The sequence below is a fragment of the Rhizobium sp. BK602 genome (assembly GCF_014195095.1).
GTDB lineage: Bacteria > Pseudomonadota > Alphaproteobacteria > Rhizobiales > Rhizobiaceae > Rhizobium.
In genome coordinates this window covers 415,496-429,425 of the sequence record NZ_JACIBC010000006.1, presented here as the reverse complement: position 1 = coordinate 429,425, position 13,930 = coordinate 415,496, and the positions used below count along the sequence as shown (strand labels likewise).

The following is a 13,930-nucleotide window of genomic DNA, read 5'->3' as shown; positions in this document are numbered from 1 at the left end:
GTATAAGCGCAGACGACCGCCCATGAAGGGATCGGACGACGGCGCCGGCCCCCCACGCAAGCAAGAGGATTGAGATATCATGCGCATCACAATGATCGGTTCGGGTTATGTGGGTCTGGTGTCCGGCGTCTGCTTCGCGGATTTCGGCCATGATGTGATCTGCGTCGACAAGGATGTCGGCAAGATCGAGGCGCTGCGCCGTGGGGAAATCCCGATTTTCGAACCCGGCCTGGAACAGCTCGTCGCCGACAACGTCCGCGCCGGCCGCCTGTCCTTCTCGACGGATGTGGACACCAGCGTCGCCTCCAGCGACGTCGTCTTCATCGCCGTCGGCACGCCGTCACGACGCGGCGACGGCCATGCCGATCTCTCCTATGTCTATGCCGCCGCCCGCGAGATCGCCGAGCACGTCAAGGGCTTCACCGTCATCGTCACCAAGTCGACCGTGCCGGTCGGCACCGGCGACGAGGTCGAGCGCATCGTGCGTGAGACCAATCCCGACGCCGACGTCGCCATCGTTTCCAATCCCGAGTTTCTGCGCGAGGGCGCTGCCATCGAGGATTTCAAGCGGCCCGACCGCATCGTCATCGGCCTCAACGACGACCGCGCCCGCGGCGTCATGACCGAAGTCTACCGGCCGCTTTATCTCAACCAGGCGCCGCTGCTCTTCACTGCGCGCCGCACTTCCGAGCTGATCAAATACGCCGCCAATGCCTTCCTTGCCATGAAGATCACCTTCATCAACGAGATGGCCGATCTCTGCGAGAAGGTCGGCGCCAATGTGCAGGAAGTGTCGCGCGGCATCGGCCTCGATGGCCGCATCGGTTCGAAGTTCCTGCATGCCGGCCCCGGCTATGGCGGCTCCTGCTTCCCCAAGGACACGCTGGCGCTCGCCAAGACCGCGCAGGACCATGACAGCCCCGTGCGGCTGATCGAGACGACGATCTCGATCAACGACAATCGCAAGCGCGCCATGGGACGCAAGGTGGTTGCTGCCATGGGCGGCGATGTCCGGGGCAAGAGCATCGCCGTGCTCGGCCTGACCTTCAAGCCGAACACCGACGACATGCGCGACAGCCCGGCGATCTCGATCATCCAGGCTCTGCAGGATGCCGGCGCCTCGGTGACCGGCTACGATCCGGAAGGCATGGACAATGCCCGCCAGGTGATCGACAACATCACCTATGCCGACGACGCCTATGGCGCGGCACGGAGCGCCGACGCGCTGGTGATCGTCACCGAATGGAACCAGTTCCGTGCGCTGGATTTCGCCCGGCTGAAATCCGTGATGACCACACCGGTCCTGGTCGACCTCAGAAACATCTATCGCCATGACGAGGTCGCAAAGCACGGCTTTACCTATACGAGCATCGGCAGACCCTCGAGCGACGCCACACTGTAAGCAAGGGCCGATCCATGCGTTATCTCATCACCGGAACCGCCGGTTTCATCGGCTTCCATCTTGCCAAGCGCCTGCTCGACGACGGGCATTTCGTCGTCGGTTTCGACGGCATGACGCCCTATTACGACGTCAGGCTCAAGGAAAAGCGCGTCGCCATCCTCTCCCGCTCCAATGGCTTCAAGGCCATCACCGGCATGCTGGAGGACAAGGCCGCGCTCGATCATGCTGCCGAACTGGCGGAGCCCGACGTCATCATCCACCTCGCCGCACAGGCCGGCGTGCGCTACAGCCTGGAAAATCCACGTTCCTACGTGGATTCCAATCTCGTCGGCTCGTTCAACGTGCTGGAACTGGCGAGAAACATTCAGCCGAAACACCTGCTGCTCGCCTCCACCTCCTCGGTCTACGGCGCCAACGAGAAGATCCCCTTCGCGGAGAGCGATAAGGCCGACGAGCAGATGACGATCTACGCGGCCACGAAGAAGAGCATGGAACTGATGGCGCATAGCTATGCCCACCTCTTCCATATCCCGACCACCGTCTTCCGCTTCTTCACCGTCTACGGTCCCTGGGGCCGGCCGGATATGGCCCTGTTCAAATTCGTCGACGCCATCAGGAACGATCGTCCGATCGAGATCTACGGCGAAGGCAAGATGAGCCGCGATTTCACCTATATCGACGATCTCGTCGAAGGCATCGTCAAGCTGATCGGCGTCATTCCCTCGGAAGAGAACCGCGTCGTATCGGATACGATCGCCGATACGCTGTCGAAGAATGCCCCCTTCCGCATCGTCAATATCGGCGGCGGCCAGCCGGTCGGTCTGATGGCCTTCGTCGAGACCATCGAGGCGATGCTCGGCAAGAAGGCGATCCGCAAACTGCTGCCGATGCAGCCCGGCGACGTGCACAACACCTATGCCGTGCCCGACCTGCTGGTGGCGCTGACCGGCTTCAAGCCGCAGATCGAGGTCGACGAAGGCGTGCGCCGCTTCGTCGAGTGGTATCAAGAGCACTATTGAGGCCTCCGAGCGGCATCAAAGCGGAACCTGCCACGACTGCTTGATCTTCTGCATCGGAATTTCCGTCTTGATGTTCCGGACGCCCTTGATACGGCCAAGATGCTCCATCTGGAACCGCCGGTATCCCTCCAGATCCGGCGCGACAACCCGCAGCAGAAAGTCGCAGTCGCCGGCCATCAGGTGGCACTCGACCACCTGTGGCAGCATTTCGGCCGCTTCATAAAAGGCCGTTGTCGTCTCCTCGTCCTGGCTGGAAAGCCATATGCGGACGAAAACAGTAAAACCCATGTCGAGCTTTGCCGCGTCAAGGATGGCGACGTAATGCTTGATGATGCCAGCCTCCTCCAGCAACTTGACCCGCCGCAAACACGGCGATGGAGACAGCCCCACCTTTGCCGCCAGCTCGGTATTCTGGATTTTGCCATCCTGCTGCAGGACGCGGAGTATCGCGCGATCGAGAGCATCAAGCTTCATTAGATTTCTCCGCTACGGAATTCATGATCATTGGCACATCATGCCAAATTTTGAGGATTTCTCCGATAAAACGCAACCAAAATCGCGAGAAACCGAGCTATCTTGAGCCTCCAATGTCGCTGACACTGCAGGCGACGGTATTTCAAGACAGAAAGGTTTGCTTGGGTGACGGACTACGTTTCCAACGATACCGGCATCCGGCCCGAACGGGCTTCGGAGGGATGGCGCGGCTTTCAGGATTCGATACCGGTGATGCTGGGCTTCGTGCCCTTCGCGCTGGTGCTTGGGGCGCAGGCGGCGGCCAAAGGGTTCAGTGTCGCGGAAGTGCCCCTGATGACGGGGCTGAACTTCGGCGGAGGATCGGAATTCGCCGCCATCGAACTGTGGACGTCTCCGCCGCACATCCTCCTGATTGTCGCCATCACCTTCCTGGTCAACAGCCGTCACCTCCTGATGGGTGCGGCGCTCTCTCCCTTTATGCGCCACCTGTCGAAGAAGCAGGCATTCCTGGCGCTGTTCTTCATGTGCGACGAGAGCTGGGCCATGGGTCTGGCCGACGCCAGGAAATCGGGAGCGGGCTTGAGCGTTGGCTATTTCTTCGGCGTTGCCCTCGGCCTCTATTTTAGCTGGATCATCTTCACGACGATCGGCGCAGTCGTGGGACCTGTTCTCGGCGATATCTCCCGATACGGCTTCGACATGGCATTTCCCGCCGTCTTTCTCGTGATGCTCGCCGGGATGTGGAAAGGCGCGAGAGCGGCTCTGCCCTGGTTGGTCAGCCTGCTGGTCGCCGCAACCACATATCTGATCATTCCCGGAGCCTGGTATGTTCCCGCCGGAGCGCTTTCCGGTATCTTCTCCGCATTCCTCCTGGCGCGCGGCAATGCTTGATCCTCTATACGTCGCCGCTATCGCCTGCATGGCAACCGTGACCTATCTGACCCGCATCGGCGGATACGTCTTCCTGCGCAACCGGACGCTCAGCCCCCGTTTGAGAACCGTGCTGGAGAATGCTCCCGGCTGCGTGCTGATCACGGTCATCGCACCGGACTTCGTGACCGGGCGCCCGGCGGATCTCATCGCTCTTGCGCTCACCATGCTGGCGGCGACGCGATTGCCTGTGCTACCCACGGTGATCATCGCAATCGCGTCCGCCGGCGTCCTTCGGCACGTATTCGTGTGAACCCCTTTCCTCAGGCGATATGAAAATGACGGAGATCATCGAGGTAGAACACCGGATCGAGAGCGCTGCCGGACAGCTGCATGCCAAGTCCTGGACACCGCATGTCCTGAACTCCAGGCAGCCGATCATCCTGTTTCACGATTCCCTTGGCTGCGTGGCGCTCTGGAGGGATTTCCCGTGGCTGCTCGCCCATTCCCTCGGGCGGCGTGTCATCGCCTATGATCGGCTGGGCTTCGGCCGTTCCGACGCCCGCACCGACATTTTGAAGCGGGATTTCATCGCCGCGGAAGCCGAGCGTTTCGTGCCCCTTCTGTGCGAGCAATTGTCGATTGGGGAATTCATCGCCTGCGGGCATAGCGTCGGCGGCGTCATGGCGGTGGAGACCGGGGCCCGGTTTGCCGGGCGGTGCCAGGCGGTCATCACCATCGCCGCTCAGGCCTTCGTGGAGGATAAGACGCTGCAGGGCATCCGCGCCGCCCAGCAGGAATTCGCCTCGGCCGAAGCTCTTGCCCGCCTGGCCAAATATCATGGCGACAAGACGGATTGGGTGCTGCGCGCATGGATCGACACCTGGCTTGCGCCCGATTTCGCCGGATGGACCCTCGATGCCGCGCTTGAAACGCTGCATTGCCCGGTGCTCGCCATTCACGGCGACCGGGATGAATACGGCTCGCTTGCGCATCCGCGCCGGATCGCAGGAGCACGCGGATCGCTCCACATTCTGCCGGACACCGGCCATTCGCCCCACCGCGAGAGGCCCGCACTGGTCATGCAGGCGATCGAGGATTTCCTCGCCTGACGGCCAAGTCTGCAAGAGGCATATGACGGGAAAATAACCGGAGATCGGCCTATTCGGCCTGACCTGCCGTGTGATAGGCGCGGTCGAAATAGATCAGCCCCTGCCCGCCGTCGCGCTGGCGGATGGCGTCGACTTCACACATCAGGATATCGTGCGTGCCGCCATCGGCGCGGTGCACGATGCGGCAATCGAAGGACACGAGCGCATCTTCGAGCGCCGGCGAACCGGTCGACAGTTCCGACCATGCGGCGGCGGCGAAGCGTTCGGCCACCGGCGTCTTGCCGCCGAACAGGCGCGACAGCTCCTGATGTCCGTCCGACAGCACATTGACGCAGAGCACGCCGTTTGCGGTGACCGCCGGATGGACGGACGCCGTGCGGTTGAGGCAGACGAGCAGGGTCGGCGGGCTGTCGGTGACGCTGCAGACAGCGGTCGCCGCAAAGCCTGCGAGTCCCGCCGGGCCATTGGTGGTGACGATGTTCACGGCAGCGGCCATCCGCGCCATCGCATTGCGAAACTCGGTTCGCGCCGCATCGGGATCGGCGACGGGCACCGCCTTCTCGATCGCCACGGATGTCTTCATGTTCATTCCCATTGTCCCTGCAAGTCGCGCCGAAAACTGGATGCAAGCAACGTACCAACTCGAACTGCTTATCTCAAGCAACCGAATTTCACGGAATAGGCATTCGCAAGGCAATTAATTTTCTATAAAATCTATCAACAAAAGGAAAAACAAACCCGCCCGCGAAGATCCAAGGCATTTCGTCCCGCATTTGCGACGCACGGCAGCATGATCGGCAAACAGGATGCACCTCCCGCGCATGCGTACGCAAAAAGGCAGCGGCACGGCCGCAAATTGATGCTTTCCTCCGTCATGATCCTTGCCGTATCCGTTAATGGAAAGACGCACATGAGAGGATATGGCCATGGCGAAACCCTTCTACTGGAACGAGCTGACGACCTATGATTTCGCCAGCCTGTCGCCCGACACCACCATCGCCGTCCTGCCGATCGCCTCGACCGAGCAGCACGGTCCGCATCTGCCGATCGCGACCGATGTCGCCATCGCCAACGGCATGCTGGCCGAGCTGAAGGTGCAGCGTCCCGACGATCTGGATTTCCTCGTGCTGCCGACCCAGGAGATCGGCAAGGCCAACGAGCATGTCCACGGTCCCGGCACGCTCTCGCTCGGTGCCGAGCTGCTGATCCCTGTCTGGACCGCGATCGGCGCCAAGGTCGCCGAGGCCGGCATCCGCAAGATGGTCATCGTCAATTCCCACGGCGGTAATCTCGACATCATGGGCATCGTCGCGCGCGAACTGCGCGTGCGTTACCAGATGGCCGTCGTCGCCACGCAATGGATGCGCTTCGGCACGCCCGACGGCATGATCAGCGAGCATGAGCAGCGCTTCGGCATCCATGGCGGCGACGTCGAGACGTCGCTGATGCTACACTTCCGCCCCGAACTGGTGCGGATGGACAAGGCGGAGAACTTCGTCTCCAAGGCGGAGTGGATGAAGGAGCATTCGAGCTACCTGCAGCCCCTGCCGCCGCATTCCCTCGCCTGGATCGCCCACGATCTCAACCCCAACGGCGTCGTCGGCAATGCCGCCAACGGCACGGCGGAAAAGGGCGCGCTCATCTGCCGCCATCAGATCACAGGCTTCATCGAGATGCTGCGCGATCTCAGGGACTATCCGCTGGCAAACCTCTATTCGAAATAGCCGTCCGACCGGCGCCGTTCCGACGCCGCGAGGATATGCCCCTTCCCTTGCAATTCCTCCACAAGGCCGGCTAGCTCGGCGAGCAGATATTCCACGAACAGGCTGGTCGCCGCATCGAGCGGCGCCCGCGCCCGCGCAACCAGCTTCATCGGCTGATGCCGCGAATGCGGCTCGGCAATCGGCCGGAACACCAGCTCGCCGCGCCGGCATTCGGTGATGACATCGAGCGGGTTGAGCAACGTCAGCCCGGCCCCGCACTTGACCAGCTGCTTCAGCATTTCCGACGCATTGGTCTCCAGCACCGGCTCCACCTGCACCGATAGCCGCGCCAGCGTCAGGTTGATGATCTCGCGCAGGCTGGTGCCGGGCTGCGCCAGGAGCAGCCGCTCTTCCACGACATCGGCGAGATTGATCGGCCCCGGTCCGATCAGCGGATGGCCCGCCGGCAGCACGACACCGATCGGAATGTCGAAATTGCCGAGCGAACGAATGCCCGGCGTCGCGGGAATGTTGAAGCCGAGACCGATATCCGCCTCACCCGAAAGAACCGGCGCGACGGTGGTCGAGCCGGAATCGTTGCGCAAGTGGATGAAGACGCGGGGATGCTCGGAAAGGAACCGCGCGATGATCTCCGGCAATGGTCCGGCGGCGAGGCCGACGGTGGTGACGATCCTGACCTTGCCGGCCTGCTGCATCTTCAGGCTGCGGATACGCCCTTCCAGCCGCTCGTAATTCTTCAGCACCTCGCGGATATGCTCGATGCAGAGCTCGCCGGCCGCCGTGAGCCTGAGGCCACGCGGCAGCCGCTCGAATAGCGGCGCGCCCATCTCCTCCTCCAGCGCCAGGATCTGCCGGTTGATCGCCGAAGAGGCCACGTTGAGCCGCGCCGCCGCCTTGCGGATCGAGCCGCAGCGCGCGATCTCGTTGATGTAGAGAAGTCGTCTCGAATGCAGCATTCGCGTCCCCATTGCATAAATTTTGCCCAGGCCGCACAATTTAGGCACAGGTGCGGGATGAGATGCCAAAAAGGCATCAATGCGCACGAATTTTGATGCTTTTCAAAGCGCAACGCAATCGCTCAAATGCAGGAAATGGGCGTCACTGGCGGCGTCCCATGGCGAATAAGGGGAACAACCAGCCATGTTCAATGCATTGAAGTCCAAAGCATTTCTGACCGCCATGGGCCTCATGGCCGCCTTGGCCGCGGCCGAGCCCGCAAGTGCCCTCGACAAGGTGACATACGGCACCAACTGGCTCGCCCAGGCCGAGCACGGCGGTTTCTACCAGGCGGTCGCGGACGGCACCTATAAGAAATACGGCCTCGACGTCACCATCGTCCAGGGCGGCCCGAACGCCGCCAATTCGGCGCTGCTGATCTCCGGCAAGCTCGATTTCTACATGGGCGGCCCGCAGCAGGAGATCGACGCCGTCAAGCAGGGCATCCCGATCGTCGACGTCGCCGCCATCTTCCAGAAGGACCCGCAGGTGCTGATCGCCCATCCGGACGCCGGCGTCGAAAAGTTCGAGGATCTCGCCAAGCTGCCGACCCTGTTCATGAGCAAGGACGGCTACATCACCTATTTCGAATGGATGAAGGCGAACTTCCCCGGCTTCAAGGACGAGCAGTTCAAGCCCTATAACTTCAGCCCGGCGCCGTTCCTGGCCGACAAGCAATCGGCCCAGCAGGGCTATCTGACCTCCGAACCCTATGAAATCGAAAAGCAGGCCGGCTGGACGCCGAAAGTCTTCCTGATCGCCGACGCCGGCTATGCGCCCTATTCGACGATGATCACGACGCAGACCGCATTGGTTCAGAAGAATCCGGATCTGGTGCAACGCTTCGTCAACGCCTCGATCGAGGGCTGGTACAACTACCTCTACGGCGACAACAAGGCGGCCAACGATCTGATCAAGAAGGACAATCCCGACATGACGGACGGCCAGATCGCCTATTCCATCGCCAAGATGAAGGAATACGGCATCGTCGAATCCGGCGACGCCCTCGATAAGGGCATCGGCTGCATCACCGACGCGCACTACAAGAAGTTCTTCGACGAGATGGTGAAGATCAAGCTCTTCGACGCCGACACGGACTACAAGAAGGCCTTCGATGCGCAATTCGTCTGCAAGAGTGTTGGGATGACATTGAAGAAGTAAGTCCTAGCACCTCCCCTTCGAGGGGGAGGTCGCCGCGGAGCGGCGGGTGGGGGTGACACCCCGAGATTTCGAAGGATCACCCCACCCCGGAGCTTCGCTCCGACCCTCCCCTTCAAGGGGAGGGTGGATCAACAAAGAGCCGAACCATGACCTCACTCGAAGCCACCACGATCATCCAAACCGAACCGCGCAAGCGGCCGCTGGTCGTCATGGATCAGGTTTCGAAACTCTTCTCCAACGGCACGCTGGCGCTTTCCGGCATGTCGATCGCCGTCGAAAGCGGCGAATTCATCAGCCTGCTCGGCCCCTCCGGCTGCGGCAAGTCGACGGCGCTGCGCATCATCGCCGGCTTGGGCGGCGCCTCCAGTGGCCGGATCGACTGGCCAAGCTCGCGCATCAATTCCAAAGGGCTTCCGGATGGCGATATTGGTTTCGTCTTTCAGGAGCCGACGCTGCTGCCCTGGAAAACCGTTTTCGGCAATGTTCATCTGCCGCTGAAGCTGCGCGGCGTCTCCGAGACATCGGCCCGTGACCAGATCATGGCGACGCTGGCGACCGTCGGCCTGCAGGATTTCGCCGGCGCCTATCCGCGCGAACTCTCCGGCGGCATGAAGATGCGTGTCTCCATCGCCCGCGCGCTGGTCACCAGGCCGAAGCTGCTCTTGATGGACGAGCCCTTCGCGGCCCTGGACGAGATTACCCGCCAGAAGCTCAACGACGATGTGCTGCGGCTCTGGCAAACCACCGGCATCACCGTGATCTTCGTCACCCATTCCGTCTACGAATCCGCCTATCTTTCCAATCGCATCGTCGTCATGAAGGCCCGTCCCGGCCGTGTCCATACGGATTTTCCGCTGGTGACCAGCGGCGAGCGCGATCCGCTCTATCGGTCTTCCGAGGAGTATCGGCAGGTCTGTGAAAAGGTATCCCGTTCCCTGATCGAGGCCATTGGCTGGCCGGAGACCCATTGATGAGCGACAGCAGCAGCCTACCCATCCATCTGCCTCCGGATGCGGCCGACATGCCTGTCGCACCGAGTGCACGCACCAAAAGGGCCGAGCGCTCGCTGGGCATTCTGGTGCCGGTCCTAACCGTCGTCGTGCTGATCCTCCTCTGGCAGCTTCTCGTCGTCGGCGCCGACATTCCGCAATATATCCTGCCGAGCCCGCTCGCCGTTGCCAAGGCACTGGTTTCCGACTGGGGCATTCTCGCGCCGGCGCTGTGGGTAACGACCGAGATCACCTTCATCTCACTGGCGCTGGCGCTGATCGGCGGTGTCGGCTTTGCGATCTTCCTGGTGCAATCGCGCTGGATCGAACTCGCCTTCTATCCGCTCGCCGTCATCCTGCAGGTGACGCCGATCGTGGCGATCGCGCCGCTGATCCTGATCTATGCGCCGACCCGCGAATCCGCGCTGCTGATCTGCGGCTTCCTCGTCGCCTTCTTCCCGATCCTCTCCAACATGGTGCAGGGCCTGAAGAGCGTCGACCACAATCTGCTGAACCTCTTTGACCTCTACGGCGCCTCGCGCTGGCAGGCGCTGCTGCATCTGAAGCTGCCGGCGGCCCAGCCCTATTTCATGACCGGCCTTCGGATCGGCGGCGGCCTGTCGCTGATCGCCTCCGTCGTCGCCGAATTCGCCGCCGGTTCCGGCGGCCCCAATTCCGGCCTCGCCTTCCGCCTGCTGGAGGCGCAATACCGTCAGAACATGCCGCGCCTGTTCGCCGCCCTGCTGCTGCTTTCGGCCCTCGGCGTCGCCATTTTCGCCCTCACCTCGTTCATTTCATGGCTGAGCCTGCATCGCTGGCACGAAAGCAGCCTCAAGCGGGAGAACTGATGTCCTATTCCTTCATGTCCCCGCCGAATGCCGCGCGCTTCGTGCTCAGCAACGCCACCATCCCCGCCGTGACGCTCGCCGGCTTTGCCGGCCCCGCAAGCGAGGGCCTCGTCAAGGCCGACATCGTCGTCGCCGACGGTCTTATCAGGGATATCCTGCCCGCCGGCACGGCACCGGCTGAACTTGCCAAGGCGGATATGAGGGACGGTATGGTTTGGCCGACCTTCGCCGACATGCATACCCATCTCGACAAGGGGCATATCTGGGAACGCCGCGCCAATCCGGACGGCAGCTTCATGGGCGCGCTCGACGCCGTGCGCGCCGACCGCGAGGCCAACTGGTCGGCCGCCGATGTCCGCAGGCGCATGGAATTCTCGCTGCGCGCCGCCTACGCTCACGGCACCAGCCTGATCCGCACCCATCTGGATTCACTGGCTCCGCAGCATCGCATCTCCTTCGAAGTGTTTTCGCAGGTGCGCGAGGCCTGGAAGGATCGGATCGCCCTGCAGGCTGTCGCGCTCTTTCCGCTCGATGCCATGGCGGACGATGCCTATTTCTCCGATCTCCTGACGGTCATCCGCGATACGGGCGGCCTGATCGGCGGCGTCACGCAGATGAGCCCCGAGATCGACCGCCAGCTCGACAAGTTGATCCGCGCCGCCGCCGACAACGACCTCGACATCGACCTGCATGTCGACGAGACCGAAGACAAGCAGGTACTGACCCTGAAAGCGATCGCCGAGGCCGTGCTGCGCAACGGCTTCACCGGCAGGGTCACCGCCGGCCATTGCTGCTCGCTCGCCCGCCAGGACGAGGATGTCGCCCGCGCCACCATCGATCTCGTCGCCACAGCCGGGATTTCGGTCGTCTCGCTGCCGATGTGCAACATGTACCTCCAGGACCGCCATCCCGGCCGCACGCCACGCTGGCGCGGCGTCACCCTGCTGCATGAACTCGCCGCCGCCGGTGTTCCCACAGCCGTCGCCTCCGACAACACCCGCGATCCCTTCTATGCCTATGGCGATCTCGATCCCGTCGAAGTCTTCCGCGAGGCCGTGCGCATCCTGCATCTCGACCATCCCCTGGATACGGCCGCGCGTGTCGTCACCACCTCGCCCGCCGAAATCCTCGGCCGCCCGGAAATCGGCCGCATCGCCGTCGGCGGCCCCGCCGATCTCGTCCTCTTCAGCGCCCGGCGCTGGAGCGAATTCCTCTCCCGTCCGCAGTCTGATCGCGTCGTCCTTCGCAAGGGCAAGGTCATCGATCGCAGCCTGCCGGACTACCGTGAACTCGACACCACTATCGGAGCCTGACATGCCGGATTATCAGCGCATCAAGAAAGAACTCGAAGGCATCGCCGTCGAAGACAATCCGGCGCTCGTGCGCCAGAAGAGCCGCGACTTCTATTGGTATTCGCCGGTCCTGAAGCGTCAGCTCGACAACGTCACCGCCGACCTCGTCGTCACGCCGAAGACAGAGGAAGAGGTGATCCGCACGTTGAAGGTCGCCTATGCCCATGACGTGCCGGTCACGCCGCGCGGCGCCGGCACTGGCAATTACGGCCAGGCCATGCCGCTTTCCGGCGGCATCGTGCTCAATCTTGCCGCCATGAACAGGATCAAGGAAATCCATCCCGGCCGCGTCATCTGCGAACCGGGTATCGTCATCGCCGAACTCGACCGCCAGACCAAAGCCCATTCCGGCCAGGAACTGCGCTTTCACCCGTCGACCGCGCAGACGGCGACCATCGGTGGCTTCATCGCCGGCGGCTCCGGCGGCGTCGGCTCGATCACCTGGGGCGGGCTGCGCGATATCGGCAACATCCTGCGCCTGCGCGTCGTTACCATGGAAGCCGAACCGCGCGTGCTCGATCTCACCGGCTGGGATCTCACCAAGGTCAGCCACGCCTACGGCACCAACGGCATCATCACCGAGATCGAAATGCCGCTTGCGCCGGCTTACGACTGGCTCGATGTGCTGGTCGGCTATGACGACTTCATGGATGCCGTCCGCTTTTCCGACGCGCTCGCCAAATGCAACGGCATCCTCGTCAAGGAAATCGCGCCGATCGCCGCCCCCATTCCGCAGGATTATTTCGCCCGTCACAAGCCCTATATCCGCCAGGGACAGTCGATCGTGGCGCTGATGATCGCACCGCATTCGATGGAGCCCTTCGTCGCCTTCACCCTGCAGCAGAAGGGCGAGATCACCTTCCGATCCGACAAGGTGGAGAGCATGAAGGGCATCCCGCATGCCTATGAGCTCGCCTGGAACCACACGACGCTGCGCGCCATCAAGATCGACCCGACGATCACCTATCTGCAGGTGCAGTATCCCGGCCCGGATCACGTCGCCAAGGTGCAGAAGATGGTGGAGATCTTCGGCGACGAAGTGCCCGGCCATCTGGAATTCATCAAGTTCGACGGACAGATCCAGTGCTCGGGCCTGCCGCTGGTGCGCTATACCACCGAGGAGCGGCTCGAGGAGATCATCAAGATCCACCAGGATCACGGCTGCCCGATCTTCAACCCGCATCGCTACACGCTGGAGGAAGGCGGCATGAAGCAGACGGACACCGTCCAGCTCGCCTTCAAGAAGGAGACGGACCCGAAAGGCCTGCTCAATCCCGGCAAGATGATCGCCTGGGACAATCCGGATTTCGACTTCAAGTCCGGCGAGAACTATCTCTTCCCCGGACTGGCGGCGCTGATGGAGGCTTCATGAGGGTTCTCGTCCTCCATTCGCATCCCGTCGAGGAGAGTTACGGCGCCGCCCTGCACCGGCAGACGATCGAGAGCCTGGAGGCCGCCGGTCACGAGGTCGACGACTGCAACCTCTATGCCGAGGATTTCGATCCCGTACTCTCCCGGCACGATCGGATGATCTATCACGATTACCCCGAGAATACCGAGGCCGTGAAATCCCATGTCGACCGGCTGCAGCGCGCCGAAGCGCTGGTGATCGTCACGCCGGTCTGGAATTTCGGCTTCCCGGCGATCCTGAAAGGCTATTTCGACCGCGTCTGGCTACCCGGCGTCTCCTTCGAACTGGTGGACGGCAAGGTGCGCTCCAAGCTCCAGCATATCCGCAAGCTCGGCGCGGTGCTGACCTATGGCGCCGACCCGTTCCGTGCCTTCGTTGCCGGCAATCCGCCGAAGAAGATCGTCAAGCGCGTCCTGCGGGCCCAAATCAAGCCCTTCGCACCCGTGGCCTTTCTCGCCCATTATGACATGAACCGCTCGACCGACGAAACGAGGAAGCGGTTTCTGGAGAGGGTGAAGCGGGAGATGGAGCGGTTTTAAGACTCCCCCAGCAATCTCACTTCATTATGGACA

General features: G+C 62.3%; 15 protein-coding genes. 12 read left to right on the top strand and 3 right to left on the bottom strand.

Features of this window, described 5'->3' with window-relative positions:
- Positions 1–79 precede the first annotated feature (79 nt).
- Together FHX11_RS21235 and FHX11_RS21230 are read left to right on the top strand one after the other, a co-directional pair.
- Positions 80–1,402 carry a UDP-glucose/GDP-mannose dehydrogenase family protein gene (locus tag FHX11_RS21235; RefSeq protein ID WP_184360283.1) on the top strand — a complete coding sequence of 441 codons (1,323 nt, stop codon included), beginning with the start codon at positions 80–82 and terminating at the stop codon, positions 1,400–1,402.
- 14 nt (positions 1,403–1,416) lie between these two features.
- Positions 1,417–2,421: an NAD-dependent epimerase gene (locus tag FHX11_RS21230; protein ID WP_184360280.1), complete on the top strand. Its 1,005-nt coding sequence runs from the start codon at positions 1,417–1,419 to the stop codon at positions 2,419–2,421.
- Between the two features lie 15 nt (positions 2,422–2,436).
- Here the strand turns inward: FHX11_RS21230 and FHX11_RS21225 are convergent, their stop codons facing one another.
- On the bottom strand, positions 2,437–2,895 hold the full coding sequence (locus FHX11_RS21225; protein ID WP_184360277.1) for an Lrp/AsnC family transcriptional regulator: 459 nt from the start codon (positions 2,893–2,895) through the stop codon (positions 2,437–2,439).
- A gap of 252 nt (positions 2,896–3,147) precedes the next feature.
- Here FHX11_RS21225 and FHX11_RS21220 point away from each other — a divergent pair, with 252 nt between their 5' ends.
- The 3 genes from FHX11_RS21220 to FHX11_RS21210 are packed head-to-tail and all read left to right on the top strand — an operon-like array spanning position 3,148 to position 4,877.
- Positions 3,148–3,786, top strand: coding sequence for an AzlC family ABC transporter permease (locus tag FHX11_RS21220; RefSeq protein WP_184360698.1), 639 nt, complete (start codon positions 3,148–3,150; stop codon positions 3,784–3,786).
- Complete coding sequence (locus FHX11_RS21215) at positions 3,779–4,078, top strand: AzlD family protein (protein ID WP_184360274.1); 300 nt, start codon at positions 3,779–3,781, stop codon at positions 4,076–4,078. Before FHX11_RS21220 ends, FHX11_RS21215 begins: the two co-directional genes overlap by 8 nt.
- 25 nt (positions 4,079–4,103) lie before the next feature.
- Positions 4,104–4,877 (top strand): alpha/beta hydrolase, encoded by a 774-nt coding sequence (locus tag FHX11_RS21210; protein ID WP_184360271.1) that lies wholly within the window; start codon positions 4,104–4,106, stop codon positions 4,875–4,877.
- Between the two features lie 49 nt (positions 4,878–4,926).
- Here the strand turns inward: FHX11_RS21210 and FHX11_RS21205 are convergent, their stop codons facing one another.
- Complete coding sequence (locus FHX11_RS21205) at positions 4,927–5,547, bottom strand: flavin reductase (RefSeq protein ID WP_348649726.1); 621 nt, start codon at positions 5,545–5,547, stop codon at positions 4,927–4,929.
- A 256-nt stretch (positions 5,548–5,803) separates the two neighbouring features.
- On the opposite strand from FHX11_RS21205, the gene FHX11_RS21200 reads away from it, so the two are divergent.
- Complete coding sequence (locus tag FHX11_RS21200) at positions 5,804–6,601, top strand: creatininase family protein (protein WP_184360268.1); 798 nt, start codon at positions 5,804–5,806, stop codon at positions 6,599–6,601.
- Here the strand turns inward: FHX11_RS21200 and FHX11_RS21195 are convergent.
- Complete coding sequence (locus tag FHX11_RS21195; protein ID WP_184360265.1) at positions 6,589–7,557, bottom strand: LysR substrate-binding domain-containing protein; 969 nt, start codon at positions 7,555–7,557, stop codon at positions 6,589–6,591. The two genes, FHX11_RS21200 and FHX11_RS21195, sit on opposite strands and share 13 nt — an antisense overlap.
- 184 nt (positions 7,558–7,741) lie before the next feature.
- On the opposite strand from FHX11_RS21195, the gene FHX11_RS21190 reads away from it, so the two are divergent.
- The 6 genes from FHX11_RS21190 (at position 7,742) to FHX11_RS21165 (ending at position 13,897) form a co-directional block, all read left to right on the top strand.
- Positions 7,742–8,758 (top strand): ABC transporter substrate-binding protein, encoded by a 1,017-nt coding sequence (locus FHX11_RS21190; RefSeq protein WP_184360262.1) that lies wholly within the window; start codon positions 7,742–7,744, stop codon positions 8,756–8,758.
- Positions 8,759–8,904: 146 nt separating this feature from the next.
- The gene (locus FHX11_RS21185) at positions 8,905–9,729 is read left to right on the top strand and encodes an ABC transporter ATP-binding protein (RefSeq protein WP_184360259.1); all 825 of its coding nucleotides are present in this window, start codon (positions 8,905–8,907) and stop codon (positions 9,727–9,729) included.
- Positions 9,730–9,779: 50 nt separating this feature from the next.
- Positions 9,780–10,595, top strand: coding sequence for an ABC transporter permease (locus FHX11_RS21180; RefSeq protein ID WP_184360692.1), 816 nt, complete (start codon positions 9,780–9,782; stop codon positions 10,593–10,595).
- Positions 10,595–11,908: a cytosine deaminase gene (locus FHX11_RS21175; RefSeq protein WP_184360256.1), complete on the top strand. Its 1,314-nt coding sequence runs from the start codon at positions 10,595–10,597 to the stop codon at positions 11,906–11,908. Before FHX11_RS21180 ends, FHX11_RS21175 begins: the two co-directional genes overlap by 1 nt.
- Position 11,909: 1 nt before the next feature.
- Positions 11,910–13,319: an FAD-binding oxidoreductase gene (locus tag FHX11_RS21170; protein ID WP_184360253.1), complete on the top strand. Its 1,410-nt coding sequence runs from the start codon at positions 11,910–11,912 to the stop codon at positions 13,317–13,319.
- Entirely contained in the window at positions 13,316–13,897 is a 582-nt protein-coding gene (locus tag FHX11_RS21165; RefSeq protein ID WP_184360249.1) for an NAD(P)H-dependent oxidoreductase, read from the top strand. Before FHX11_RS21170 ends, FHX11_RS21165 begins: the two co-directional genes overlap by 4 nt.
- Positions 13,898–13,930: the final 33 nt, after the last annotated feature.